Genomic DNA, 21303 nt, shown 5'->3' with positions numbered 1-21303 from the left:
TCTGCTGCGCGGTCAGCCTCTCCGGACCCGCTCCCGCGACAGCCCCTTCGCCGCCAGCTCGTCGAGATAGGCCTGCAGCTTCGCCTCGCCATCGCGGCCGAGCTCGCGCAGATAGTCCCAGCCATAGATGCCGGTGTCGTGCATGTCGTCGAAGGTCAGCCTGACGGCGTAATGACCAACCGGCTCGACCTTGAGGATCTCGACCTCGCGCTTGCCCGGCACGGTCTGCTTTTGCGTCGGGCCATGACCCTGGACCTCGGCCGAGGGGCTCTCGACGCGCAGCAATTCGGCGGCGAGCGCGTGGCTCTCGCCGCTCTCGAAGGTCACATGCAGGGTGCGGCGATCCTTCGACAGACGGATCTCGCTCGGCCAATCTGACATCTTCGTGTTTCTCCAGAGCGCCTTGCGACCTTGGGCCTGCTTGACCGCGGCCTTGCCGCCGCCGATGCTCGCTTCCTATATCAGAGTGGAGGCGGGCGTACCGCGCCGCTAAGCCGCCATCGTCCAAGGATGTAAAGCCGTCGTGCTCCACGACCCCGTCAGACCCTTGATGCGTGCGCCGCTGACCGACCCGTTCGGCCGCGACATCTCCTATCTGCGCATCTCGGTGACGGATCGTTGCGATTTTCGCTGCGTCTACTGCATGTCCGAGGACATGGCCTTCCTGCCGAAGCGCGACCTCTTGACGCTCGAAGAGGTCGACCGCGTCGCCACCGCCTTCGTTTCGCGCGGTACGCGGAAGCTCCGCATCACCGGCGGCGAACCGCTGGTCAGGCGCGACATCATGAACCTGTTCCGCTCGCTCTCGCGCCATCTCGCCTCGGGCGCACTCGACGAACTGACCTTGACCACCAACGGCTCGCAGCTTTCCCGCTATGCGCAGGAGCTGGCCGATTGCGGCGTGCGCCGCGTCAACGTGTCGATGGATACGCTCGATCCGGAAAAATTCCGCAAGATCACGCGCTGGGGCGATCTCTCCAAGGTGCTCGCCGGCATCGAGGCGGCGCGTGCGGCGGGGCTGCGCGTCAAGATCAACGCGGTGGCCCTCAAGGGCGTCAACGAGGACGAGATCGAGGGACTGATGCACTGGGCCCACGGGCTCGGCATGGATCTCACCCTGATCGAGGTAATGCCACTCGGCGATATCGAGCCGGCACGACTCGACCAGTTCCTGCCGCTCTCGATGGTGCGGGCCAAGCTGATGGACCGCTACACGCTCGACGACGATCCGTACCGGACCGGCGGTCCGGCGCGCTATGTCCGGGTCCGCGAGACCGGCGGGCTGATCGGCTTCATCACGCCGATGACCCATAATTTCTGCGAGAGCTGCAACCGCGTGCGCCTGACCTGCACCGGCACGCTCTATATGTGCCTCGGCCAGGAAGACGCCGCCGATCTGCGCGCGCCGATCCGCGCCTCCGGCGACGACGCCCTCCTCTACCGGGCGATGGAAGAGGCGATCTCGCGCAAGCCCAAGGGCCACGACTTCGTCATCGACCGGCGCCAGCCACGCGCCGCGGTCGGCCGGCATATGAGCGTGACGGGGGGCTAGTCACTTTCCTCGTCTGGAGCCCGCCACCAGACATAGCCATCGGCCGGGGCTGGAACCGGAAAGATGCGGGTCTCGATCGCATCAACGGAGCGCTGCTCGCCACCCGCCTGCCACTCCGCCAAGATTTTCTCGACCGAATGGCGGCTCTGGGCCGCGATGCCAATATACCTGCTCGGTTTCCAATCTGCTGGAGCTTGCTCGTCATCATGGCGATGAGGCAAGCCATAGCTGCACTTCAGACAGATATAGGCGAGCGACTCCGTCCAGTCTTCGAGGTAGGCAACACCTGGTGCCCGAGACTTCAGCAGCGGCTCAAGATTATCCTGGTCCGGGCAGGTCACAAAGGCTGTGAAAGTCTGGAAAAGTGAAGGTTCCCAGCGTTCCAATGCGTTGAAGACGGGAACGACTGCACCTTGCAGATTTCGCTGCCCTGTCGCTGCTCCGTCATGCAGCACGATATCGTCGAAACAATAGCCGCTTTCCGGAAGTGGAATGTTCAGGAGCTGCGCGCGCACCGGGTCGATACGCTTCGCGAACAGTGTCTCGCCGTCACCCCAAGCGTTCAGACGAATACTGACGACACCAAAATCTGCCTGGATCGGCCCCTCTTGGCCAGGCAACGCGATACCGCATCTGGCCCATTGATTGCGCGCTTCGTCCCAGTCCCTGATCGCGGTTGCCGCGATCCCCGCGTTCCAGGCGGAAGCTTCGTCAAATTCGTCTTGCAGCAATTGGGACGCAAGATTGTGACGTAGAGACTCAGGCCAATGTCGGAGGTATTTTTGTGCCAGCCCTCGCATGTAGCGAAGGCGTGCGATTTTTGGGTATCGCCGGCTCAACTCGTCAAAATACAGCAGAGCCAGGTTGAGTTCGCCTTTTCCGACAGCTTCATAAGCAAGTTTGTCGAGATCCAACGTCTCGATAGACTCGACTTCCTCGCCCATCTCGCTCTCTCGCTCGGCTGCGTCTCACACCGTCCGCCAGTAGCTGAACGCCGTCAATTTCTCATCCTGATGCGCAGACAAAGAGCTGCTCGCGACTGCGATGCAATGCAGCCGGCGGCCTGTGCGCGTGCCTCGAGCCAGCTCAGCGGGCCCGCAAACCGCGTACGATATTCGCCGCCCGTCTGATGGCGGTCACGGCGGCCCCCACTGCGATCAGCCAGAGCGCGACGACCAGCACCTCGTTCTGGCCCCGCCACAGCGGCTCCAGCAGCGACAGGAGTGCCGCCGCGGTGATCGCCGCCATGCGGTGCTGCTTGGCCATCGGGCCGGAGAAGTCGGCCGGCAGCCCGCAATTGCGCCCGAGCTCGCGGGTATAGGCCGTCAGCACGGCAAGAGCCGCCGCCGCCCAGCCTAGGGCCGGCACGCCGGCTCCGTATCCCGCGCCGGTCAGGATAAGGATATCGGCGATCCGATCGGGAAACTCGTTCCAGAACGGCCCGTCGGCAGCCTGCTTGCCACCCTCGATCGCGACCATTCCGTCGAAAAGATTGCAGAGCAGCCTGAGCTGACAGAACAGGGCCGCGGCAAGAAGCAGCGCGGCACGCGGCCCGGAGTGCACAGTGCCCGCGAACCAGAAGGCAGCGCCGGCGCAAGCTGCCATCACCATGCTCGCCATCGAGATCTGGTTCGGCGTGATACCGGTGGCGCTCAGCCGGCGAGCGATCGCCCGGGCCCAGCCGGAATCGCGGCTCGAGAGCGGCCGTCGATCGCTATCCTGCGCCATGGTTCATCGCCTTCCTGCTCCGCCACAGCGAGACATTGTAGAGCGCCGCATAGCTGGTCGCGACGGTCAGCGGCACGGCGATGGTCCTGCCGATTTCGGGCGTACCGCCGACCGTATGGATTATGGTCAGCACGCTCGCGGAGACCAGCCCGGCGATCACCGGCGGAGCCAGAAGCGCGGCCAAGCCGGTAAAACGGCGGGCGAGATATTCGATGCCCCGCTTCAAAAGCAGGGTGATGAGCGCGGAAAGCGTGCCCTGGATCAGCCCGGCGAGGAGCGGTGCCGGCATCGGATGGGTGCGGTTGGCGAACGCCGCCCAACTGCCCATGGCGATGAAAGCGAAGGCGACATGCACGATGCTGCTTCGCATCAGGCGCGCGAGCGGCAGGCTCACGTGGTCGACCAGCCGTAACGGACGAGGTGGAAGAAGATCGGGGCGGAGAACACCACCGAATCGAGCCGGTCGAGGAAGCCGCCATGGCCGGCGATCAGGTGGCCCCAATCCTTGATGCCGCGATCGCGCTTGATCGCCGACATGACGAGCCCGCCGAAGAAACCCATCACCACGATGACCAGCGCCAGGAAAGCGGCCTGCAGCGGCGTGAACGGTGTCATCCAGGACAATCCGGCGCCGACTGCCGTAGCGCTGAGCGCACCGCCGACGAAACCCTCGACCGTTTTGGACGGCGACAGCCTGGGCGCGATTTTGGTGCGGCCGAGAAGCTTGCCCCAGACGTACTGCAGCACGTCGCTCATCTGCACGACGATGACGAGAAAGGCTATCAGGAGGACGTTGCGCCCTTCATAGCCGGGAATGTCGAGGCTCAGCAGCGCCGGCACGTGCGAGGTGCAGAAGACGCAGATCATCAGCGCCCACTGCACCTCGGCGATGCGCACCAGAAAATGTTCGGTGTCGCCGCGTGCCGCCGCGATGATCGGCATGAGCAGGAACGCGTAGACCGGGATGAAGATCGAATACAGGCCGTACCACTCGATCCAGATCAGGTAGTACTGCACCGGCAGCATGATGAAGAAGCCGGCCGCCAGCGCCCAATGGTCAGCGCGCCGCGTGTTCGTCAGCGTGATGAACTCGCGCAAGGCTGCGAAGGAGCAGAAGGCGAAGAGCAGCGTCACGCCGGTCTTGCCGCCGATCAGCGCCAGCCCCATCAGCACGACCATGATCCACCAGGCGCGGATCCGGTCGTTCAGGTTCTCGACCACGGCATTCGAGCCGTCAGGCGACAGCCGGCGCTGCAGCACGTAGCCGACCGCGGAAGCCAGGACCAGCACGGCGAGCAGACAGGCCAGCACGGCGACGAGATCGGGATGCGGCATCGTCATGGCGCGCTCGCCTTCGGTGACAGGGCGAGCAGGGCCGCTTCGGCTCTGGCCAGGAATTCCTGCTTCGTCTCGGTCTCGGCGATGGCGATGGGGGCGCCGAAGGTGACGGTGCAGATGAGCGGTACCGGCACGAACTCGCCCTTGGGCATGACCCGGTTGAGATTGTCGATCCACACCGGCACGAGCGCCACATTCGGCCGCGCTTGCGCCAGATGGAACAGCCCGCTCTTGAACGGCAGGAGCCGCGCATCCGTGGTGTTGCGCGTGCCTTCCGGAAACACGATGAGAGAGGCGCCGGCATCGAGCGCTTCCGTCATCTGGGTGACCGGGTCACTCGCTCGGCTCTCACGATCCCGATCGATCAGGACGGCATTGAAGACATCGCGGCCGATGAAGCGCCGAAGGCCGCTCTTCAGCCAGTAATCGCTCCCGGCGACCGGCCGGGTCGCAAATCGCATGCGGCGCGGCAACACGGTCCAGATCAGGACGAAATCGCCGTGGCTGGCATGGTTGGCGAAATAAATTCGCTGCTCGTCGGTCGGCGCGACCCCGTCCCATCGTCCGCGGACCGCCGTGATGAAGCGGGCAAAGAACACAATGAGCGTACCAGCCAAGCTGATCCCTGCTTCGCGCATTCCCATACCCGGTTGCCGCCCCTGTGATGACGTAGCGTTCATCTCGAACGCTGTCGACATTGCAGGGGTCTGTGGCAAATTCGAAAGCTGCCACGATGTGCCAGCCCGCGCCGCGGACGGTCGGCATATGAGCGTGAGGGGCGGCAGAGGGCGAGACGGGGCCTGCGGCTGACGGCATCGCACAGCCTGTCCGAAACCGAGGGCGTTGCGACCTTGGCTAGAGTCGCAACTGCTCGTGGCCCATTCCGGGTCTTCCAGATGTCCGCTTCAAGTGCGCGGGCGCTTGGTTGGGCCGTGACAGGTTACGGCCTGACATAGGCCCAGCCGCGCTCCTGCAACTCCATGACCCGGACGACGCCGGATTTCACCACGGATGCCTCGGGAACAAGGGCAATGTCCTTGTTCTCGGCCTTGCTCATATTGCCCTGGGTGTTGCCGCAGGCCTTGAAGGAGATCGCCGGGGTGCTCGCGGTGATCGCCTTGATCCGCGCCTTCACCGGCGAGGTGTCGTCGCGCAGCATGTGCAGGCCGGGGCCGAAAGTGACGACCTCGATCTCAACCTTCTCGCCGAGGTCCTGATAGTACTGCGCGACATTCGTCGCATTGTTGAGCGCGAGATTCATCATCGCAGCATCGTTCGTGTTCACCTGCAGGATGAGGCGATGCGGCTTGCGTTCGACCACGGGCGGCTTCGGCGCCTGCACCGAGCTCTGCTTCGTGCCTTGTGCCGTCGAAGGCGAAGCGGCGATGGATAGCGCGGCACCAGTCGCCAAGGCGGCGCAGATGAAGTCTTTGAGCCTGATCGTCATCACATCCCACCCATGAGTTCGAGGTCTATTCGCTACGTGGTTTGGCGACGGTGCGCGGCCATTTGCAGGCTGCTGCGACCCGGTCCCGCGCTGCCTTCAGGCCGGCGAGGGAAAAATGCCCGTCATGGACTGCGCCGCCGCGGGTCGAGAGGCGGATGCCGATGCTGCCCTCTGCGGGGAGCGACAGCAGCAGGCCCGCGACATCGCCCCTGAAGGCGACGCCGCCCCCGAACGAGGGCCGGCCCGCTGCGACCTGCACGGGCGGGTTGTCATCGAGGCGGTACGATAGGGCGTAGTCGGCGCCACCTTCGGAGACGGCGGGTCCGCCGACGACCATCTCGGTCCGGCCGCCGCGGCAGTGAATCGAGAGCTGCTTCAAGGAGCCGTCGGCACCGCCCTGGGCGAATGCGGTGGCGGTTACGATCGGCGTGTAGTCGACCGGCGAGGTGGTCTCGCTGATCACCCAGGCTTCGCCGCTGCCCGCCGGTCGATCAGGTACCTTCATCGGCTGCGGCAGCTTGTTCAGGCAGGCAGGGCGTTCCGCCGGATCGAGCAGCGAGCAGGCGCGAAGCTGCGCCATGGGATCGGACGCGCCCTGCGCGAAGGCGATCCGGCTCGCGATCTCAAAGGCGACGGAGAGCATGATCAGCTTCATTGGCTCGCACGTTGCGTCTGTCCCTTGCGATCCAGCCATTCCTGCGCCGCCGGGAAGCGGTCGAGGCCGGGGACGGTCGCAGCGAGATTGATCGACTTCCATTTCGCGTCGAAGCCAGGGGCCTGCAGCTTCTCGATACGGCTGAACAGGGTGTCGACGAAGCGGGCCACACGCTCATAGCGGTTGGTCTGCGGCGCCCAGTTGAATGCGACCAAAGCAGTCGGCACCGCGATCGTCGACACACGCTCGCCCGCCTTGATCAGGCCGGGATATTCGCCGGCCTCCAGCACTGCCGGCAGATAATAGTCCTCGAACTTGCTGTCATACTGGACCGGAAGGAATTTGAAGCCGGGCTCGAAGCGCCCGCGCACGAAGGCATCCACCGGCTTCGAGGTGATGAAGACAACGGCCGCCATCTCGCCCTTGCGCATCTGTTCGAGCGCGACCTGATGGGGAATGAAGGTGTTTTCGGCGTTGACGCCGAGACGGCTGAAGATCAGCGGACCCGAATAAGCGGCAGCCGTGCCGAGTGTGTTGAAGTTCACCTTCTTGCCGGCAAGGTCCTGCAGGCTCTGGATCTCGGGCCGCACGAAAACATGCAGTTCCGAAGGGAAGAGATTGAGCACATAGGTGATCTTGCGCCGGATCTGCGGCATCTGGCTTTTGTACTCTTCCAGCGCATCGGAGTTGATGATCGCCGTGTCGATGCCGCGCAGATAGAGCAGCGAGTTCAGGTTCTCGGTGGCCCCGCGGGTGACGATCGGCAGGACATGCAGGTTCGGCCCATCGTCGACGACGCGGGCCATCTCCGCCCCCAGACGCAGTGGCGCGCCTTCGAGCAGCCCCGCGGCAAGTCCGACCGTCCAGGCGTTGATCTTGTCCTGTTCCGTCGCAGCCGGACGGGCGCGCCGCGGCGGGGTGGCGCTCGCAGCGCTCATCTGGGGTGTCTGCGCCTGCAGGCCGGCCGGCTCGAGCGCTGGAACAAGCCCGGCCAGCCCGATCAGCAGCAGCAGATGCCGTCCCGAAGGCGTGTTCATCCCCTCATCTCCTCTTGGCCTGATCATTGACCCGCCGGTCGGCGGCCTCAGGCGTCACTGTGGCAACGCATCGACGCGATCCTTGGCCTCGCGGATGCCGCCGACCTGTGCCCTCGCATAGAGCTCGCGCGCCCTCGTCACTTCGCCGCGTGTGCCATAGGTGCCCCAGGCGGACAGGATGCGGGGATCGTAGGTCTCCGCGAGCATGAAGCTCGCCCGGGCGCTACCCGTTTCAACCGCGCGCTCGAGCACGATCCGGGCAGAACCGATATCCCCCTGACCGAGCAACGCGCTGGCCCGGGCGATCAGTCGCGCTGCGTCCGGGCTGCTCTGGATCTCTGCGCCCACCAGTTGTGGCGTGGCAACGATAGCCGCTTGAACCGGCTTCTGTTCAGCCGGAGCAGGCCTTGTGCTCAGGGCACGCACCGAAGCGAGTTCCTCGGCAATGGCCGCAGACCGATCGCGCTCCTGCTGCAGGGCCTGGCGCGCTTCTGCGATCATGGTCTCTGTCGCCTGCCTGACCTGATCTGTTTCGCCGTTCGCCTTGCGCAACTGCGCCGACTGGGCCGCAACCTCGCGCTGCGCCGCCGACAGCTCGGCGGCCAGCGCGGTACGCTGCTTGCGCTCGTCATCGAGAGCTTGACGGTTCTGCACCATGCTTGCGGTCAATGCCTGTCGCACCGCTGCGGCCTGTTGCGCGAGAGCGGTCGTCTTCTGCCTCTCCAGCTCCAAAGCCTGCTCGGCCTTTGCGGCCTCTGCCTGCCTGAGCTGGCCGGCCTCGTCGCTGGCCTTGCGCAATTGCGCAGCCTGCGCCTCGACGTCACGCCGCGCCGCCGCCAGCTCGACGACGAGCGCGGTACGCTGCACGCGCTCGTCGTCGAGGGCCTGGCGATATTGCGCTACGTTCAAGCTCAACGCCTGCCGCGCCGCCGCGGCCTGTGCGAGGGCAGCCGTCTTCTGCCGCTCCTGTTCCAGTGATTGCGCCGTCTTCGCCGCCTCCGCCTGCCTGAGCTGGCCGGTCTCGTCGCTGACCTTGCGCAATTGCGCGCCTTGAGCCGCAACCTCGCGCTGTGCGGTCGAGAGCTCGGCCGCCAGCACCGCACGCTGCCCGCGTTCCTGGTCGAGCACCTGGCGATGCTGCGCGGCGCTCGCAGCCAGTTCCTGTCGCGCGGCTGCGGCTTCCTGCACGAGGGTGGCCGTTTTCTGCCGCTCCTCTTCCAATGGCTGTCCAGTCCGCGAGGTCTCCGCCTGCTTGAGCTGACCTATTTCGTCGCTGGCCTTGCGCAGCTGCGCCGCCTGCGCCTCGAAATCGCGCTGCGCCGCCATCAGCTCGACCGCCAGAGCGGTACGCTGCGCGCGCTCCTCGTCGAGCGCTTGACGATGCTGCGCCGTGCTTGCGGCCAGTTCCTGTCGCACGGCGGCGGCCTCCCGCATCAAGGCCGCCGCTTTGCTGCGCTCCTGGCTCAATGATTGCTCGGTCTTCGTGGCTTCGGCCTGAAGTTGCGCATTCAGGATTCCGATGGTGCGCCGGGCCTCAGCCAGCTCTTGCGCGCCGGCTCCGGCCTGCTCTCCCTCCAGCGATCGCTGGGCTTCCGGTCCTGGGTTGCCCTGCCGGAGCATTGCAGGGGCGATCGCCGGGGCCGAGGTCGGCGGCAAGGTGGCCCGCGCCATGACCTGCTCTCTGATCTCGACGGGGTCCGGACGGCCTGCATCGCGGGTCGCGAGGATAAGCAGGAGTGACACGGTCGCGACGCCGCCCAGCAAGGACATATAGCGCCGCCGACGCGGTGGCTGCCTACCCTGCGCGGATTTGCGCGACGCATTGCTTTTCGCAAGGGGCATCTGCCGGGCGCCGGAGCCCGCTGGCGTCTCGGCAGGGCCAGGCCAGACAGGCGGTTTTCCCCCTACCCACGGGCCCGACCAGTGAGCGGGGTCAAAAGCCAGGTTCTCGCCATCCCTAACGATGACGACTTTTCCATCTTTCGGTGCGCTCTCGATCGCCTCGCGCATGTAACAGACGCCCATTCGGTCGGCGGCATGGATCGGGGCCGACAACGAGCCAGATCACAGGCGAGATCGCTCCGGCCGCCACACGAGTGGAGCCATCTACCTCGATATGGTTCGCGAGATCATCGACCACGCCCTCATCAAGATCGACCTGACCTCAGATCGGAAGCGACCAGAAGACGAGCATCCGGGCAGGAGATTGCCCGGACGGGGTACTCCGGCTCCTGGAACGGTACGCCGTCGCCCGGAAGCCAGGAGTTGACGCTCGCGAGATCAGAAATGCAGTCCGCGATGTCGCATTCAGCAGACGTCCTGATGGGCCGGCGACCGGGCCGAGCCGCAGCTCGAATCGCGCATCCCTGTCGACCCCATGTCCCTCCCCGGCCCGAAGCCGCCCGCCCCTGCTTTCGTCGCTGTTGCCTGCTGGCTCTGGTGTACTAGTATACATGGCAAGGCCGCAGCAAAGCAGGCCAGCACAGGGAGGTACCATGAGCCATCTGACACGGCGCGGCGTCATCGCCGGCGCTTCCAGTCTCGCCGCGCTCTCCGCCGGCGGAGCCTTCGCCCAGGGCGCGATGCCCGCAAGCCCGGTCGCGCTCAACATCATCGACGTCGCCGGTAATCTGCAATTGACGCAAGCCGCGATCGAGAAATTCGCCAAGGACAATCCCAAGCTGATCTCGCGCCTGAACTTCTCGCGCGCGCCGTCGCCGGAACTGCCGGCCAAGCTCAAGGCCCAGCAGGACGCCAACCGCGTCGACATCGACATGGTGCTGACCGGGCCGGGCGCGATGTCGGACGGCATCCAGCAGGGCCTGTGGATCGACGTCTGGAAGTCGCACACCGCCGCCCTGCCGAAGGCCGAGGAGGTCTATCACGAGCAGGCGCTGATGATGCAGCGCAATTTCGGCCAGAACGAAGGCGTCGCCGTCGTCTACTCGCCGTCCGGCCCGCTGTTCGAATATGCGGCCGACCGGCTGAAGACCGTGCCCAAGACGGCAGAGGAGTTCCTCGCCTACGTCAAGCAGAACAAGAACCGCTTCACCTATGCCCGCCCGCTCAATTCCGGCCCCGGCTGGACCTTCCTGCAGGGCCTGCCCTACATCCTCGGCGACAGCGACCCGAGCGACCCGATGAACGGCTGGGCCAAGAGCTGGGCCTATCTCAAGGAGCTCGGCACCGGCATCGACTACTATCCCGGCGGCACCACACCGACGATGAAGGAGCTCGGCGAGGGCACGCGCGACGTCATCGTCTCGACGCTGGGCTGGGACATCAACCCGCGCGCGCTCGGCATCGTGCCGAAGGAGGCCAAAGTCTTCGTCCTCGCCAACACGCACTGGATTCCCGACACCCAGTTCATGTGCATCCCCAAGGGCGTCGCCGCGGCGAAGGTCCCGGTGATCCTGGCGCTGATGTCCTACATGCTGAAGCCGGAGGCCCAGGCCGCGACCTATGACAAGGGCTATTTCTATCCGGGTCCGGCGGTGAAGGGCGTGACCCTCGCCATGGCCCCGCAGGACAGCCAGGACGTGATCAAGGAGTACGGCCGGCCCGAATATGACGGGCTGATCGGCAGCCTGCCGACCCGTCCGCCGCTGACGCCCGAGCGTCTGGTCGCCGCCTTCCGGCGCTGGGACCAGGAGATCGGCGTCGGCCACGCGCCGAAATAGCATGCGTTTCGCAGCTATCGGCCTCGACCACCGCCATATCTTCCATATGGTCGGCGGTCTCCTGGAAGCCGGCGCGGAATGCGCCGGCTTCGATCCCGCGACCAGCGATCCACGCGTGCTCGACGGTTTCCGCGAGCGCTTCCCACAGTTGCGGGAAGTGGAAGGCGAGCGCCTGCTCGACGATCCCTCGATCGACCTCATCGTCTGCGCCGGCATCCCCTCGGAGCGGGCGGATCTCGCGGTACGGGCGATGCGGGCTGGCAAGGACGTCATGGTCGACAAGCCGGGCGTCACCAGCTTCGAGCAGCTCGCCGAGGTCGAGCTGGTCGTTGCGGAGACCGGGCGGATCTTCTCGGTCTGCTTCTCCGAGCGCTTCGTCGTTCCCGCCACCATCGTCGCGGGGAAGCTGATCGCCGACGGCGCGATCGGGCGGGTGGTGCAGACGGTCGGCCTCGGCCCGCATCGGCTCAACCGCACGATCCGGCCGGACTGGTTCTTCGACAAGCGCTATTTCGGCGGCATCCTCACCGACATCGCCTCGCACCAGATCGACCAGTTTCTACATTTCACCGGCTCGCAGGACGCCGAGATCGCAACCTCCGGCATCGGCCATTTCGGTGTGCCAGACCTGCCCGATTTCGAGGATTTCGGCGAGATCCTGCTGCGCAGCGACCGGGCGAGCGGCTTTATCCGCGTCGACTGGTTCACCGCCGACGGCCTGCCGACCTGGGGCGACGGACGGCTCACCATCCTCGGCACGGAAGGGACGATCGAGCTCCGCAAATATGTCGACATCGCCGGCCGGCCCGGCACCGACCATCTCTTCCTGGTCGACAAGACCGGCACCCGCCATGTCGACGCCTCCAGCGAACCGTTGACCTATTTCCGCGCCCTCATCGCGGATATCGGCAACCGCAGCGAAACGGCGGCGACACAGCAGCACATGTTCACGGTCTGCCGGCTCGCCTTGCATGCGCAGGACCGGGCCGTGCGCCTGCCGATCAGAGGAACCGACGCCAAGTGACACGCAAGATCGGCATCGCCATCATCGGGCTGGGACCGGCCGCCCTGCCCCATTCGCGCAGCCTGGTCGATCTGGCCGACCGGGTCGATGTCCGGCACGTGGTCAGCCGCTCGCAGGAGCGGCTCGATGCCTATCGCAGCCAGTTCCCCTTCCCCGGCACGACCGATATCGACGCCGTCCTTGCCGATAAGAGCGTCGAGGCGGTGATCGTGCTGACGCCACCCTCGAGCCATCGCGATGTCGGGGCGCTTTGTCTTGCCGCCGGCAAGCATATGCTGGTCGAGAAGCCCTTGGAGCTGACCGTCGCCCGCGGCGAGGAGCTGGTCGCGGCGGCGCGGGCCTCTGGCAAGGCCTTCGGCGTCGTGCTGCAGCACCGCTTCCGGCCGGCGAGCCTGCGCCTCAAGGCGGCATTGGACAGCGGCGAACTCGGCACAGTCGAGGCGGCGCTGCTGCAGGTGCCGTGGTGGCGGCCGCAAAGCTATTATGACGAGCCCGGCCGTGGCACGATGGCGCGCGACGGCGGCGGCGTCCTGCTGACCCAGGCGATCCACTCCTTCGACCTGTTCCGCTCGCTGGTCGGCGTCTCCAGGGTCGTCGCGGCGCAGGTGCGCACCACCGGCCTGCACAAGATGGAGACCGAGGACTACGTCGGCGCCCTGCTCGAGACAGGCAATGGCGCGCCGGCGACACTGGTAACCACCACCGCCGCCCATCCCGGCCATCCCGAGCGCATCGAGATCATCGGCAGCAAGGGCCATGCGGCGCTGGTCGGCGGGCGCCTGCAGCTCTCCTTCCTCGACGGTCGGTCCGAGGTGGTCGAGGCCGAGGGCAATACCGGCAGCGGCGCCAACATCATGGACTTCCCGCACGACGCCCACCGCGCCGTGATCGCCGATTTCCTCGATGCGATCGAGGCCAATCGCGATCCCGTGGTAACCGGCGAGGAGGCCCTGACCTCGCAGCGCTGGATCGATGCGATCCTCGCCGCGGGACGGAGCTGATGCTAGCTATTACTATTTTGTGGTAGTTGGGCAGCGAGCCAATTTCAGCCTAATAACTCGGCTTAAAGCACCGGATTTTGGGCTGCCCGTTGGCTTCTAAAGCTCAGGCTTGTGCATAAGATGCCATCAATGGCGGCTCCGAGTCGCCAAGGGGGAGAGCAGTCATAGCCAAGCCGTCGCCAGTCGTAGGCCTCACGCCCGCCGTGCTGAAATGGGCGCGCGAAAGCGCGAACATGACGACGGCTGACGTTGCCGACCGGCTGAAGAAGACGGTCGCGCTTATCGAAGCATGGGAAGCCGGGGACGATGCTCCGAGCTACCCCCAGTTAGAGACGCTGGCCTATGACATCTACAAGCGGCCTCTCGCACTATTCTTCATGCCGGCCGCGCCCGATGAGCCGCGCCCGCGCGCCGAGTTCCGGTCGCTGCCCGACGCCGACCTTAGCCATCTCTCACGCGATACGACCCTGATCATCAGGAAGGCCCGCGCGTTTCAGGCTGCCCTGATCGAACTCTATGGCGACCGAAGCCCGGTAGCCGCTCCGATATGGCGGCAGGCGCGCTTGAATCCCCGCGCCGATGTCGCCGAGCAGGCTGCGCGCGTTCGCGAGGCACTAGGCGTCAGCCTGGAAAACATTAGGCAACGGCCGGATGCTGATGCCGCCTTGAAACTCTGGCGACGAGCGGTCGAGCGTGGCGGTGTGCACGTCTTCAAGGACACGTTTAAGCAGCGCGAACTGTCCGGGTTCTGCCTTTGGCACCCCGAGTTTCCTGTCATCCTCATCAACAACAGCACGACCAAGACGCGGCAGGTATTCAGCCTCGTCCACGAGCTGGCGCATGTGCTGTGCGATCGAAGCGGGATCAGCCGTTTTGACAGTCGCGGCATCGAAGAATTGCCGCCGGCCGACAGGGCCATTGAACGCTTCTGTAACGCCGTAGCTGCCGAAATCCTCGTGCCCATGGCGGATTTCGAAGCTGCCGCGCGCGGCATTGACCCAGAGCGCGCATCCGATGACCAGTTCGCGGCGTTGGCCGGACGCTATCACGTCAGCCGAAGTGTCGTTCTTCGCCGCTTTGTTGAGCGCGGCGAAGTGGCCGTAGATCGATATCTCGCGAAAGATCGGGAGTGGGCTGATCAACGGCGGGACGGAGGCAGCGGCGGCAACTATTATGCGACGCAAGGCGCATATCTCAGCGAGCAATTCCTGCGCGAAGTGGTATCCCGCTATTCGCGGAGGCTGCTGACTAGAACTGAGGCTGCGGAGCTAATCGGCGTAAAGCCGAAGAACTTTGAGCAATTTGAAGAAATGGTGCTGCGAGGTGCGGCAGCATGATTTATGTCTTCGATGCCAATTCATTTTCTGAGATGAGCCCGTATTTTCCAGATATTTTTCCAACGTTCTGGACCAGATTTGAAGAAGCTTTGGAAGATGGGGAGATAACCTCGACGCGCGAAGTGTTACGTGAGTTGATCGACGGGCCGCAGCATCATGTCTTGGATTGGTGCAATCGAAACAAGGCGATATTCGCCACTCCCGACGCGCAAGAAACGGCTTTTGTTGCGAAGATTTTCGCAGTTCCGCACTTTCGAGGCCTCATCGGCGAGAAGCAGCGCCTGCGCGGAACTCCGGTTGCGGACCCCTTCCTGATTGCTCGGGCGTCCGTGCTCAACGGCACCGTCGTCAGCGAGGAAAGCCCCAAGCCTAACAAGCCCAATATCCCAGGTGTCTGCCAGCATTTCGGCGTGCCGTGCATAAAGTTGGGCGACTTTCTCAGGGCGAAGGGCTGGTCCTTCTAACCGAGACTACACCATGCGATAGGCCATGCGCACGCCGCCCCAATGCCGGCCGGCGACGCGCAGCGGCGCGTCGATCTCGCGCATCAGCTGGATGCCCGAGCTGCCCATGTCACGCTGGTAGGACTGGATAATGAACGGCCGCGCCGAACGCGCGGCCGTGATACCGGCGCGGTCGTCGAAGATGCGGCGGTCGCGACTATAGGCGGCGTCCCAATCGGGGTCACCCGGCCGCTGTGGCTGTGAATACTCGGGGTGATGCACCGGGACATAGCCGTTCCGGTCGATCGGCAAGGTGAAGACGAGGCGCGGATCGCTCGCCTTGGCCTGCTCCATCACCGGCGGCAGGATCGTCTGCAGAGCGGGCAACGCCCGATTGGCGAACTGGCGCGGATTGGACTCCGGGACCGGGATGTAGTCGGTGTCGAACAGGTCGTCCTCATTCAGGCGACCGGTACGCAGCGCCGCTTCGAGCAAGGCAGCGACCCGGTGCGCGAACTCCTGCGCCTGCTCGATCAGCGGACGGTAACCTTCCTCGATCTCGGCGAGCCGCCGGTGCAGCGCGGCGTGCGCCCCCTCGTCGCCGCGTTCGAACGCAATGTGGAGCCCGAGATCGCTGCGCGCCATTACCCGGCAGGGCAGCGGCGGCATGTTCTCGACGGCGATCGTGCCCCGCGCCCGCGCCTTAAGCTCGGTGTCGGCGACCGACAGCAACGCGCCACCGAAGCCGAGGTCGATGGTCTGACCAGCGACGACGCGCCCGGCGATCTCCAGCCGGACCGGACACTCGGCTGGAAAGCGGTCATGCTGGCGCCGATCGGCGAAGACGGTGTGGCGCAGGGTCGGCACGAAGCGCTCCAGCAACCCCTCCGCCTGGCGCGCACCTTCGGCCAATGCCCGCCTGGCATCGACATTCTCCTGAGCGGCGGCGAGCGCGACGCGATCGACCTGCGTGACGCGATCGCGCACCGTCTCGATGAAGCGGGCGGTGGCTTCGGCGCTGCGCGATAGCTCTGCCGCGGCGGCCGCCTGCTCCTGCGAGGCCTCGCCCACGGTCGCCATGACCGGATTGACCTCGCCGACGAGGCGGAACGCGTCGGTGACCACGGCAGCTGAACCCTGGGCCGCCTGGTTCAGCCGATCGACCTGGTTGCGGATATGGTCCGCCGCCTCGCGCACACCGAGCGAGAGCGACTTCACCTCTTGGGCGACGACACCGAACCCCTTGCCGGCCTCGCCGGCGCGGGCTGCCTCGATGGTGGCGTTGAGCGCGAGCAGATTGGTCTGGCGGGCAATGTCGGCGATGGCATCGACGATCGAGCGGATCTCGCCGGTCGCCGCTGCGAGCCCGTTGATCATCGCCGTTGCCTCAGCGGCGCGCTCGGCGGCGTTGTCGAGCATGTCGCGGGCGCCGGACATGGCGGCGCCGACCCGTTCGGCAGCCTCCGAGACCTGCAGGGTCGCGGTCGCCAGCGACGAGGAGTTCTCGCTTGCCAGCACGGCCGCGTCGCGCAATTCGGCCATGCCGCCGCGGATTTCCTGGGAGCGGACTTCCGAGCGCTGGGAGCAATCCTCAGCCTGATCGAGCCCGTCATTGAGGCGGCGCATCGCAGCGACGACATCGCTTTCCAGCTCGTTGATCGCCTCGCTGATCGAGGTCTCGGCAGGAACGGGCAGTGGCGATTGAGGCGTCTCGACCACGGCCTGCGACGCAGCCGGCGCGGCAGCGGGGCCGGCGCGGCCCAACAGGCGCCAGACGGAGCGAGCAAGCATAGGCATTCCCGAGGCGAAACAGGATGCCGGACTATGCCGCCAGCAGGGTTAACAAAAGCCTGAAGGCAGCCGCTCGAGGCGCAGTTTTCCATTGCGCCGGCTCCCGCCCTGCCCGCTGCGCGTATGCGCTCACCCACCAGGCGGGATGGACCCGAACCGCCCGCCCGCCTAGATTGCAGGCAGAACCGACCGGCGGATGAAGTCGGCCTCCTCCAGGACCCTTCCATGAGCTCTTCGCAATACGACGTGATCGTCGCCGGCGTCGGCGCGATGGGCTCCGCCGCCTGCTGGCACCTGGCCAAGCGCGGCCTCAAGGTGCTCGGCCTCGAACGCTTCGACCTTGGCCATACGATGGGCTCGTCCCACGGGCTGACGCGGATCATCCGCCTCGCCTATTTCGAGGGCTCGCACTACGTGCCGATCGTCAAGCGGGCTCACCAGCTCTGGAGCGAGACCGGCGAGGCGGCCGGGCTGAAGCTTCTTCACGTTACAGGCTCGCTCGACCTCGCGCCGGAAGGGCTCGGCCCGGTCGAATCATCGCTGAAATCCTGCATCGACCATGGGCTCGAGCACGAGGTGCTCGATCGCGACGAGATTTCCCGGCGCTTCCCGGCCTTCCAGCTGCCGGAGGGGCATATCGGCCTGTGGCAGGCGGGCGGCGGCTTCGTCGCCTCGGAGAAGGCGATCTACGCCCATGTCGGGCTGGCGCAGTCCAGGGGCGCCGATATCCACACCGGCGAGCCGATGCTCGACTGGCAGCCGACCGCCGATGGCGGCGTCACCGTCAAGACCGAGCGCGGCACCTATTCGGCTGGGCGACTGGTGATCACCTCCGGCGGCTGGATCGCCGATGCCGTCCCCGCGCTGAAGCAGCGGGTCAGGACGGTGCGGCAGGCGATCGGCTGGTTCACCACGCGCCGGCCGGAGCTCTTCCGCGAGGGCGCCTTCCCGGTCTTCATCCTTAGCGTCGAGGAAGGCAATTTCTACGGCTTCCCGCTCTACGAACATCCCGGCTTCAAACTCGGCGGACCGCATTTCGGGCGCGAGCCGATGGATCCGCGCGAACCCGACCGGACGCCGAGCCCAAACCAGCTCCGGCTGATCCGCGAATGCCTGGCGCGCTATATCCCCGATGCCGCCGGCGACCCGCTGACGGTCAAGGGCTGCGTCTACACCGTCTCGCCCGACGAGGGTTTCATCATCGACGCCGTGCCCGGTGTTCCACAGGCGGTGTTCGCCTCGGCCTGCTCCGGCCACGGTTTCAAATTCGCCAGCGCGATCGGCGAAATCCTGGCCGACCTGTCGACCAGCGGCCGTCCGGCTTTCGACCTCTCCGCCTTCTCCCTTTCCCGCTTCGACGCCTGAGCCTACCGGGCTCGACAGGAAACACCTTGGCCACCGCCGCCCAGAACCGCCGCGGAATCATCGCCATGACGGCGGCGATGTCGCTTTTTTGCTGCAACGACGCCCTGATGAAGCTCGCCCGCGAAGCCTTCCCGACCGGGCAGGCGGTGGCGTTGCGCACCTGTTTCGCGATAGTGGCGGGTCTCGCCATGGTCGTGGTGATGGGCGACTGGCGCAAGCTGCCGCTCGGGCTGAAGCCCGTGGTGCTGGGGCGCGGCGTCGTCGAAGCGCTGTGCGCGCTGACGTTCATCTGGGCACTCGGCCTGCTGCCGCTCGCCAACATCACGGCGATCGTGATGGCCTCACCTTTGCTGATCATCCTGCTGGCGGTGCTGCTGCGGATAGAATCGGTCGGCTGGCGTCGGACGGTAGCGCTGACGGTCGGCTTCATCGGCGTCCTGATCGTGATGCGCCCGAGCGCGGACGGCTTCAGCTTGGCTGCGCTGATCGCGCTCGCCGGCGCCTGCCTCGTCGCCATCCGCGACCTGATGACCCGTTTCATCAGCAGCGACGTCCCGTCGACTGTCATTTCCCTGGTCTCGACGATGATCGTCGGGCTGCTGGCCTCCGGCATGGGCGCTCTGGAAACCTGGCAATCGCCCTGGCGGATCGAGATGCTCTATCTCGGACTTGCCGCCATCCTGGTCACCGCGGGCAGCTTCTGCATCATCAGCGCCTTCCGTGACACCGATGTCGGTGTGGTCGCGGGCTATCGCTATTCCGTCGTACTCGTCGCCGTCCTGATCGGCTGGCTGGTCTGGGGCGAGACGCCGGACAAGATCGCCTTCGCCGGCATCGCCCTGATCGTCGGCAGCGGCCTTTACACCTTGCACCGCCAGCGCATCCGACCCGATTCGCAGCTGAAGCCTGAGGGCGACAAGCCGCTATGACCCCCAAACCGTCCCTCACCGTCCTCGTCGCGATCTCGACGCTGCAACCGATCGCGCTCAACATGCTGGCCCCGGCGACGCCGGCGCTCGCCCGCAACTTCGCCACCAGCTATGCGACGATCCAGCTGACGCTGACGCTCTTCCTGGTAGCGGTCGCGCTGACGCAGCTCATCGTCGGCCCGCTCTCCGACCGTTTCGGGCGCCGCCCCTGCGTCTTGGCCGGCACCGCAGTCTTCATGGCCGGCTCGGTGCTCGGCGCGCTGGCGGACAGCGCGGGATTCCTGCTGTTCGCACGCGTGCTCGAGGGCGCCGGCTCCGGCACAACCTTCGCTTTGGCGCGCGCCATCATCCGCGACACGGCGAGCCGCGACCAGGCGGCCCGCCAGATCGCGACGGTGACCATGGTCATGGTCGTGGCGCCGATGATCACGCCCTATCTCGGCGGCCATATCGAGACCAATCTCGGCTGGCGCATGATCTTTTGGGCGATGGCGGCCGCTGCCGCGATCGTGCTGGTGCTCGTCGGCCTGCGCCTGCCCGAGACGGCGCCGAATGTCGGCGTGCGGACCTCGCTCATCGGCATCTTCCGGGCGTTCCCGGAGCTGGCGCGCGACCGCAGCTTCATCCGCAATGTGATCGCGCTGGCGATGACCTCCGCGGCCTTCTTTGCCTTCATCGCCGCGGCGCCGTTCATCGTGGTCGAGACCATGGGGCGCGGCTCCGACACCTATGGCGCCTATTTCATCATCAACGCGCTCGGCTACATGGTGGGCAATTTCGCGATGTCCCGATTGGTGCTGCGGCACGGCACGGCGCGAATGGCCTGGATCGGCCTGATCATCTCGTTCGTGGCGACGACGGCAGCGTTCGCGGTCGCGCTGACACCTTATTGGACGCCGCTGACCCTGTTCCTGCCGCTCGCAATCAACGCAATCGGCAACGGACTGACCCTGCCAGGAGCAACCGCCGCGGCGCTCTCTGCGAGGCCCGAACTCGCTGGCTCGGCCGCCGGACTCGCGGGTGCGATCCAGCTCGGCTCGGGCGCGCTCGCGACCGTGCTGATCAGCTCTCTGGTGGCACATTGGCCGCCGGCGCTGATGGCGATGATGTGGCTGATGCTCGTCGTCGCCCTGCTTGCATTGCGCAGCGAGCCCCGGCAGCGCAACGACTGATCCACAGCGCCTTGCGCCGCGCAATCTTGTACGGCATGTAGCATTGGTATAACCGCCCTTCGCTAACCGCATGGTGCGGCCACAATCCACGAGGTTCAGGGAGGACTGAGGTGGAAGGACCACTGGCTTTCAGCCGCGCGATCGACACCCTCAACCGCAAGATCGGTCAATGGGTCGCTTGGCTAATCCTCCTCGCGGTCATTGTCTCGGCCGTGAATGCGATCATCCGCAAGCTGTTCAACGTCTCGTCGAATTCCTGGCTCGAGCTGCAATGGGTGCTGTTCGGCGCGGTCTTCCTGCTCTGCGCCGCCTGGACGCTGCAGCTCAAGGAGCACATCCGCATCGACATCGTGAACAATTTGCTGCCGAAGCGCGTCCAGCAATGGATCGACCTCGTCGGCCATCTGCTGTTCCTTTTGCCGTTCTGCGCGCTGATGATCTACCATTCCGGCCCGTTCTTCATGCGCTCCTACCAGGTCAACGAGCAGTCGCTCTCGGCCGGCGGCCTGCCGCAATGGCCGGCCAAGGGGCTGGTGATCATCGGCTTCTCGCTGCTGCTGCTGCAGGGCATCTCCGAGGTGATCAAGCAGATCGCGATCATGCGCGGAAAGCTCGACGACGACGAGACGGTGCGCGGCCATGCCGCTGCCGCCGAAGCCGAAGCGCAGCGCCTGCTCGATCAGGCCAAGGCCGAAGGTCTCGCCCCGTGAGCCAAGCTGCCGTTTCCCGGACCCGCTCCATGACCCTCGCCCGCTCCGCCGCGCTGCTGTTCGCGCTCACCGCCGCCGCCCTGTTCAGCCTGCA

Annotated in this window: 21 protein-coding genes; 10 read left to right on the top strand and 11 right to left on the bottom strand. The window is 65.8% G+C overall.

Going from position 1 to position 21303, the window contains the following annotated elements:
• Positions 1 to 12: 12 nt before the first annotated feature.
• Entirely contained in the window at positions 13 to 381 is a 369-nt protein-coding gene (locus ACSQ3M_RS23490; protein ID WP_436152482.1) for a gamma-butyrobetaine hydroxylase-like domain-containing protein, read from the bottom strand.
• Between the two features lie 169 nt (positions 382 to 550).
• On the opposite strand from ACSQ3M_RS23490, the gene moaA reads away from it, so the two are divergent.
• On the top strand, positions 551 to 1552 hold the full coding sequence (gene moaA, locus ACSQ3M_RS23485; protein WP_436152481.1) for a GTP 3',8-cyclase MoaA: 1002 nt from the start codon (positions 551 to 553) through the stop codon (positions 1550 to 1552).
• Here moaA and ACSQ3M_RS23480 read toward each other — a convergent pair.
• The 9 genes from ACSQ3M_RS23480 to ACSQ3M_RS23440 form a co-directional block, all read right to left on the bottom strand.
• Positions 1549 to 2496, bottom strand: a complete 948-nt coding sequence (locus ACSQ3M_RS23480) for a hypothetical protein (protein ID WP_436152480.1) — start codon at positions 2494 to 2496, stop codon at positions 1549 to 1551. The genes moaA and ACSQ3M_RS23480 overlap by 4 nt on opposite strands.
• A 142-nt stretch (positions 2497 to 2638) precedes the next feature.
• Positions 2639 to 3280, bottom strand: coding sequence for a CDP-alcohol phosphatidyltransferase family protein (locus ACSQ3M_RS23475; protein ID WP_436152479.1), 642 nt, complete (start codon positions 3278 to 3280; stop codon positions 2639 to 2641).
• Entirely contained in the window at positions 3267 to 3650 is a 384-nt protein-coding gene (locus ACSQ3M_RS23470; protein WP_436152559.1) for a hypothetical protein, read from the bottom strand. Before ACSQ3M_RS23470 ends, ACSQ3M_RS23475 begins: the two co-directional genes overlap by 14 nt.
• 20 nt (positions 3651 to 3670) lie before the next feature.
• Complete coding sequence (locus tag ACSQ3M_RS23465) at positions 3671 to 4621, bottom strand: phosphatidate cytidylyltransferase (protein WP_436152478.1); 951 nt, start codon at positions 4619 to 4621, stop codon at positions 3671 to 3673.
• Positions 4618 to 5256 carry a lysophospholipid acyltransferase family protein gene (locus tag ACSQ3M_RS23460; RefSeq protein WP_436152477.1) on the bottom strand — a complete coding sequence of 213 codons (639 nt, stop codon included), beginning with the start codon at positions 5254 to 5256 and terminating at the stop codon, positions 4618 to 4620. Before ACSQ3M_RS23460 ends, ACSQ3M_RS23465 begins: the two co-directional genes overlap by 4 nt.
• Before the next feature lie 302 nt (positions 5257 to 5558).
• Complete coding sequence (locus ACSQ3M_RS23455) at positions 5559 to 6065, bottom strand: DsrE family protein (protein ID WP_436152476.1); 507 nt, start codon at positions 6063 to 6065, stop codon at positions 5559 to 5561.
• 25 nt (positions 6066 to 6090) lie between these two features.
• Positions 6091 to 6720, bottom strand: a complete 630-nt coding sequence (locus ACSQ3M_RS23450; protein ID WP_436152475.1) for a hypothetical protein — start codon at positions 6718 to 6720, stop codon at positions 6091 to 6093.
• Entirely contained in the window at positions 6717 to 7658 is a 942-nt protein-coding gene (locus tag ACSQ3M_RS23445) for a TAXI family TRAP transporter solute-binding subunit (protein ID WP_436152558.1), read from the bottom strand. Before ACSQ3M_RS23445 ends, ACSQ3M_RS23450 begins: the two co-directional genes overlap by 4 nt.
• 153 nt (positions 7659 to 7811) lie before the next feature.
• The gene (locus ACSQ3M_RS23440; RefSeq protein WP_436152474.1) at positions 7812 to 9767 is read right to left on the bottom strand and encodes a hypothetical protein; all 1956 of its coding nucleotides are present in this window, start codon (positions 9765 to 9767) and stop codon (positions 7812 to 7814) included.
• A gap of 485 nt (positions 9768 to 10252) precedes the next feature.
• Between ACSQ3M_RS23440 and ACSQ3M_RS23435 the strand changes: the two genes are divergently transcribed.
• The 5 genes from ACSQ3M_RS23435 to ACSQ3M_RS23415 all read left to right on the top strand — a co-directional run bounded on the left by ACSQ3M_RS23435 (position 10253) and on the right by ACSQ3M_RS23415 (position 15263).
• Entirely contained in the window at positions 10253 to 11437 is a 1185-nt protein-coding gene (locus tag ACSQ3M_RS23435; protein WP_436152473.1) for an extracellular solute-binding protein, read from the top strand.
• Position 11438: 1 nt separating this feature from the next.
• Positions 11439 to 12461 carry a Gfo/Idh/MocA family protein gene (locus tag ACSQ3M_RS23430; RefSeq protein ID WP_436152472.1) on the top strand — a complete coding sequence of 341 codons (1023 nt, stop codon included), beginning with the start codon at positions 11439 to 11441 and terminating at the stop codon, positions 12459 to 12461.
• Positions 12458 to 13462 carry a Gfo/Idh/MocA family protein gene (locus ACSQ3M_RS23425; protein ID WP_436152471.1) on the top strand — a complete coding sequence of 335 codons (1005 nt, stop codon included), beginning with the start codon at positions 12458 to 12460 and terminating at the stop codon, positions 13460 to 13462. The genes ACSQ3M_RS23430 and ACSQ3M_RS23425 overlap by 4 nt, the downstream gene beginning before the upstream one ends.
• A gap of 233 nt (positions 13463 to 13695) precedes the next feature.
• Complete coding sequence (locus ACSQ3M_RS23420) at positions 13696 to 14799, top strand: ImmA/IrrE family metallo-endopeptidase (protein WP_436152470.1); 1104 nt, start codon at positions 13696 to 13698, stop codon at positions 14797 to 14799.
• Positions 14796 to 15263, top strand: coding sequence for a PIN domain-containing protein (locus ACSQ3M_RS23415; RefSeq protein WP_436152469.1), 468 nt, complete (start codon positions 14796 to 14798; stop codon positions 15261 to 15263). Before ACSQ3M_RS23420 ends, ACSQ3M_RS23415 begins: the two co-directional genes overlap by 4 nt.
• 6 nt (positions 15264 to 15269) lie before the next feature.
• Here the strand turns inward: ACSQ3M_RS23415 and ACSQ3M_RS23410 are convergent, their stop codons facing one another.
• Complete coding sequence (locus ACSQ3M_RS23410; RefSeq protein ID WP_436152468.1) at positions 15270 to 17033, bottom strand: methyl-accepting chemotaxis protein; 1764 nt, start codon at positions 17031 to 17033, stop codon at positions 15270 to 15272.
• Between the two features lie 225 nt (positions 17034 to 17258).
• Here ACSQ3M_RS23410 and solA point away from each other — a divergent pair, with 225 nt between their 5' ends.
• The 4 genes from solA (at position 17259) to ACSQ3M_RS23390 (ending at position 21209) form a co-directional block, all read left to right on the top strand.
• A complete protein-coding gene (gene solA, locus ACSQ3M_RS23405; RefSeq protein ID WP_436152467.1) occupies positions 17259 to 18398 on the top strand; it encodes an N-methyl-L-tryptophan oxidase in 1140 nt (379 codons plus the stop codon).
• A 26-nt stretch (positions 18399 to 18424) separates the two neighbouring features.
• On the top strand, positions 18425 to 19327 hold the full coding sequence (locus ACSQ3M_RS23400; protein ID WP_436152466.1) for a DMT family transporter: 903 nt from the start codon (positions 18425 to 18427) through the stop codon (positions 19325 to 19327).
• Positions 19324 to 20499 carry a multidrug effflux MFS transporter gene (locus ACSQ3M_RS23395; protein ID WP_436152465.1) on the top strand — a complete coding sequence of 392 codons (1176 nt, stop codon included), beginning with the start codon at positions 19324 to 19326 and terminating at the stop codon, positions 20497 to 20499. The genes ACSQ3M_RS23400 and ACSQ3M_RS23395 overlap by 4 nt, the downstream gene beginning before the upstream one ends.
• 110 nt (positions 20500 to 20609) lie before the next feature.
• On the top strand, positions 20610 to 21209 hold the full coding sequence (locus ACSQ3M_RS23390; RefSeq protein WP_436152464.1) for a TRAP transporter small permease subunit: 600 nt from the start codon (positions 20610 to 20612) through the stop codon (positions 21207 to 21209).
• Positions 21210 to 21303: the final 94 nt, after the last annotated feature.

The organism is Allobosea sp. LjRoot90 (assembly GCF_964254315.1).
Lineage (GTDB): Bacteria > Pseudomonadota > Alphaproteobacteria > Rhizobiales > Beijerinckiaceae > Allobosea.
Note: the sequence above shows the minus strand (reverse complement) of the source record. Positions and strands in the feature narration are given on the sequence as shown.

Bases quoted from the DNA above. Each gene is read 5' to 3' on its own strand.
- ACSQ3M_RS23430 (WP_436152472.1), top strand. From the start codon at position 11,439: ATGCGTTTCGCAGCTATCGGCCTCGACCACCGCCATATCTTCCATATG.
- solA (WP_436152467.1), top strand. From the start codon at position 17,259: ATGAGCTCTTCGCAATACGACGTGATCGTCGCCGGCGTCGGCGCGATG.
- ACSQ3M_RS23435 (WP_436152473.1), top strand. From the start codon at position 10,253: ATGAGCCATCTGACACGGCGCGGCGTCATCGCCGGCGCTTCCAGTCTC.
- ACSQ3M_RS23415 (WP_436152469.1), top strand. From the start codon at position 14,796: ATGATTTATGTCTTCGATGCCAATTCATTTTCTGAGATGAGCCCGTAT.
- moaA (WP_436152481.1), top strand. From the start codon at position 551: ATGCGTGCGCCGCTGACCGACCCGTTCGGCCGCGACATCTCCTATCTG.
- ACSQ3M_RS23455 (WP_436152476.1), bottom strand. From the start codon at position 6,065: ATGACGATCAGGCTCAAAGACTTCATCTGCGCCGCCTTGGCGACTGGT.
- ACSQ3M_RS23490 (WP_436152482.1), bottom strand. From the start codon at position 381: ATGTCAGATTGGCCGAGCGAGATCCGTCTGTCGAAGGATCGCCGCACC.
- ACSQ3M_RS23475 (WP_436152479.1), bottom strand. From the start codon at position 3,280: ATGGCGCAGGATAGCGATCGACGGCCGCTCTCGAGCCGCGATTCCGGC.
- ACSQ3M_RS23420 (WP_436152470.1), top strand. From the start codon at position 13,696: ATGACGACGGCTGACGTTGCCGACCGGCTGAAGAAGACGGTCGCGCTT.
- ACSQ3M_RS23395 (WP_436152465.1), top strand. From the start codon at position 19,324: ATGACCCCCAAACCGTCCCTCACCGTCCTCGTCGCGATCTCGACGCTG.
- ACSQ3M_RS23445 (WP_436152558.1), bottom strand. From the start codon at position 7,658: ATGAGCGCTGCGAGCGCCACCCCGCCGCGGCGCGCCCGTCCGGCTGCG.
- ACSQ3M_RS23450 (WP_436152475.1), bottom strand. From the start codon at position 6,720: ATGAAGCTGATCATGCTCTCCGTCGCCTTTGAGATCGCGAGCCGGATC.
- ACSQ3M_RS23470 (WP_436152559.1), bottom strand. From the start codon at position 3,650: ATGCGAAGCAGCATCGTGCATGTCGCCTTCGCTTTCATCGCCATGGGC.
- ACSQ3M_RS23410 (WP_436152468.1), bottom strand. From the start codon at position 17,033: ATGCTTGCTCGCTCCGTCTGGCGCCTGTTGGGCCGCGCCGGCCCCGCT.
- ACSQ3M_RS23480 (WP_436152480.1), bottom strand. From the start codon at position 2,496: ATGGGCGAGGAAGTCGAGTCTATCGAGACGTTGGATCTCGACAAACTT.
- ACSQ3M_RS23460 (WP_436152477.1), bottom strand. From the start codon at position 5,256: ATGCGCGAAGCAGGGATCAGCTTGGCTGGTACGCTCATTGTGTTCTTT.
- ACSQ3M_RS23465 (WP_436152478.1), bottom strand. From the start codon at position 4,621: ATGACGATGCCGCATCCCGATCTCGTCGCCGTGCTGGCCTGTCTGCTC.
- ACSQ3M_RS23440 (WP_436152474.1), bottom strand. From the start codon at position 9,767: ATGCGCGAGGCGATCGAGAGCGCACCGAAAGATGGAAAAGTCGTCATC.